4 protein-coding genes are annotated in these 3,484 nt (G+C 49.6%); 2 read left to right on the forward strand and 2 right to left on the reverse strand.

Features of this window, described 5'->3' with window-relative positions; translation table 11 throughout:
* The first annotated feature begins 323 nt into the window (after positions 1-323).
* Both HGBM_RS30310 and HGBM_RS27075 read left to right on the forward strand, forming a co-directional pair.
* On the forward strand, positions 324-461 hold the full coding sequence (locus tag HGBM_RS30310; protein ID WP_019120797.1) for a hypothetical protein: 138 nt from the start codon (positions 324-326) through the stop codon (positions 459-461).
* A gap of 164 nt (positions 462-625) precedes the next feature.
* Entirely contained in the window at positions 626-2,245 is a 1,620-nt protein-coding gene (locus HGBM_RS27075) for a glutamate synthase-related protein (RefSeq protein ID WP_019120798.1), read from the forward strand.
* A gap of 294 nt (positions 2,246-2,539) precedes the next feature.
* Here HGBM_RS27075 and HGBM_RS09160 read toward each other — a convergent pair whose 3' ends face one another.
* Positions 2,540-2,845, reverse strand: coding sequence for a hypothetical protein (locus tag HGBM_RS09160; protein ID WP_019120800.1), 306 nt, complete (start codon positions 2,843-2,845; stop codon positions 2,540-2,542).
* Between the two features lie 238 nt (positions 2,846-3,083).
* The coding region (locus HGBM_RS09165; RefSeq protein ID WP_019120801.1) for a type II toxin-antitoxin system VapC family toxin at positions 3,084-3,484 on the reverse strand (401 nt) is incomplete at its 5' end.

A 3,484-nucleotide genomic window follows, 5' to 3' on the forward strand; every position in this document is an offset into this window, starting at 1 on the left:
AAAAAAAGCCGACCACCTATCAGCGGTCGGAAGAATAGTACGTGATAGATTCATTATATAGACATGGCGGTGTGTATTCCTTAGTAGTTTATTGGCAAAATCGCCAATCGTTTTCTGGTTTACTAGGGAATGGCAGGTTCTTCTGCTCCGTCAAAGGCTCTTCAATTTTTACAGAAACACTTGGAGAGAAAAAGTCATCGAATTGGAGCGGCTGCCCTCCGAGCTGCAGGATTTGCACAGGTCGGCAGAGGGTGTCAAGAAAGTACTCAGCCGGGCTTAGGAACAAGCGCTCACCAGATCGCTGGACGGGAGGAAGCCATACGATGATGACGTTGCTGGCGCCAGTCGTGATGCTGCTCACTTTGACGGGGATTTTCTCTTTTGATGGTGTACCGCGGATTGCGCCGGGGTACAGGTCGATACGAAGCGGAAAACCTGTGGGACCGTTTCCGCCAACCTGAAGACCATCATGCGAAGATGTAACAAGCGTACGATTCTCTACCCTCTTTCGAATTTTCCATACTGTGTTACAATGTGGAAAAAGGCGCCGGACTAACCAGCGAAATACGGTTAGCCGGACGCCTTTCTTTCGAGATTTTCCCGCGGGGTAAGGAGGAAGGATTGCATGCTGAAAGAGATGGCGCTGATCGGCATTTCTGTCGTCGCCGTTATCGTCGCCCTGATTGTCATCGCATTGGTCGTTGGCGGACTCATCTTGTTGCTGAAAGGCAAAAAAACGCATCACTCGATTATCCGTTCCCACCCCTTTCTTGGCTGGATCAGATACCTGCTGGAAAAACTGGGGCCGGAATTCAGACAGTACTGGTTTGATGACGACAATGCCGGCAAGCCCTTTTCACGTTATGATTTTATCGGATTGATCTACGCTGCCAAGTACCGCACTGATCTGATCAGCTTCGGCTCCAAAAGGGCGTTCGACCAGTCGGGCTACTACATCGCCAACAGCATGTTTCCCCTGCTGTCGGAAGAATTGAAGGTAAAAAACGAGGAACTGGTCAACTCTCGAAAATACGTGATCGAGCACGAAGGCATCTTTAAACGCAAGGAAAAGGTCGTCGCAGACAAAACTCCGCCTTGGCTGTATCCTGACGAAGACGCCCTGATTGTCGGCCCTGACAGAAAGCATCCGTGGAAGTTAAGCGGCATGTTCGGCGCGTCGGCGACTTCGTACGGCTCTGTCGGGGAGAACTACATCCTCTCGACCGGCTACGGGGCCTCCATGGCCGGCGGCTCCTGGATCAACACCGGGGAAGGCGGCGTCGTTGCAGAGCACCTCGCTTCCGGCGTCGACGTCGTGGCCCAAATCGGGCCGGGGCTGTTCGGCTACCGCGATGAAAACGGCGACTTCTCCCTGGACGAATTTCTGCAAAAGGCGGCGAAGCCGAATATCAAGGCCTTCGAGTTGAAGTTTGCCCAAGGGGCGAAAATCAGGGGCGGGCACCTGGAAGGCTCCAAGGTAAACGCCAAAATCGCCGCCGTGCGAAAGGTGCCGATCGGCAAGACGATCAACTCGCCAAACCGCTTTTCGTTTTTAAAAAGCCCGCAAGAGGCCCTGCAGTTTATTCGCACGCTGCAGGAGGCGGGCGGAAAGCCGGTCGGAATCAAAATCGTCATCGGACAGCAGGATTCCCTGGAAGCCTTCTTTGAAACGATGATCAGTATGGACGTCTTCCCCGACTTCATTACGGTGGACGGCGGCGAGGGCGGTTCCGGGGCTACGTACAAGGCGATGGCGGATTCGATGGGCCTTCCGCTGATCCCCGGCCTGATCACCTTGGTCGATACCGCCTGCAGGTACGGGATCCGGGAGAAATTTGCCATCTTTGCCTCCGGAAAGCTGATCACCCCGGACAAGGTGGCGATAGCCCTGGCGATCGGAGCGGATGCCGTCAACTCCGCGCGCGGCTTCATGATGGCCAACGGCTGCATCATGGCCTTGCAGTGCCACACCGGATGCTGCCCCGCGGGGGTGACCACGACCGATCCGAAGTACCAGGATGCGCTCGTGCCGGAAGAGAAGAAATGGCGGGTGATGAATTACATCATCAGCATGCGCGCCTCGCTCTTCGCCCTGGCGGCGGCGGCTGGCATCGACAGTCCCAAGCGCTTTACGCGCGAGCACATCCTGTTCAAGGATGAGTTCGGCCGCACAATGAAGCTGAGCGAGCTTTTCCCGCTCCCCGCGCCGGAGCCGGAAAAAGCCCGCGGGGGCAGGGCGTCTTGAATCGATCTTCCAAAAAAAGGGGAGGGGCAGCGTGCTTGGTGCCCTTCCCTTTTTAAAAGGTTCTGTAGATTTACTATATGGACAATTTATATTTTCTCCTTACCACCAAGACACCAATCAGAATAACGCCAAGTGCCAGAAGCCAACTGAAAATACTTCCTTCATTCCCGCCGGTTCTTACACTGATGCTATCTCCCCCTGTTGCCGAGCCACCGCCGGAGTCTGTTCCACTCAGCATATCATCGCTTTTCTAGTCATAAGTCTGCTTTATTTGGAACTGCAGTTCGAATAATTTCATACTGGAACTAGATCGCCAGGCGTGGAAATCCATAAATTTGCCGGTTCTACACCGCTAAACGTATCTGTAAAAGAGTAAACCGGGTGCAATGGACCAAAAGTAATCTCGCCCCTTTCCTTCTCTAGCCCATAAAGGGCCGGATCATCCTGATTTTCATATAAGCCTGTAATCATTTTTGGAAAATATTCATCCGCGTATTTTTTTGCCCCGTCCGGGATTTGTGATTCGTATTCTAACGCCGTCATGCTGAATGCAAATAAGATTACTAGAAAAACAAAAGTCTGTAAGCTTCGTTTTAGCACCTTTACTTCCTCCTCCCTTTGCTGTTTTACAGCCTATGCGTTTAGTCCGCGTATATCGTTTGTTATTTCACATATAATATATTCCAATATTAAGGATTAATAAATAATATTTGGAAATTAATAAATCATTTAATAGCGTTGTCTTGAATCGATATTAAAAAAGGAAAGGCGCCTGCTCGGTGCCCTTCCCCAATCCTCTCAAAACTTCAATTTTGACATAGAAACTTTGATTGTAAAATTAACTAGGACCAATACTATTTACACCTATTTTATCAAAGTCTTTGTTGTTGAATGTAGCAATAGCCTTTGACTCAAATTCAGATTTAGCAGCCAAGTAAGCATCTGGAAAGTCAACGTTGTATTTTGCAAAAATGCTCAATGCTAAAAATAGCACGTCTTTTTCTTGGGAAATAATTCCTTGGATTTCTAAAAGCTTGGTAAGTAAATCAGCTATTTCATTTCGTGTCAATTGGTATAATTTCCCTTTCAAAACATACACACACTCAGCTAATACAATTGGGGACAGATGTAAAATAACGTCACCACTAACAGCTTGCCCGAAAAAACTTTTTGCTTTTGCGGAGTGTTCGGGATGGTCGTTTGCCAGGAAGCGTAAAATAATTTTTGTATCAAGAATCA

Origin of the sequence: Brevibacillus massiliensis (genome assembly GCF_000311785.1) — a bacterium.
Lineage (GTDB): Bacteria > Bacillota > Bacilli > Brevibacillales > Brevibacillaceae > Brevibacillus_C > Brevibacillus_C massiliensis.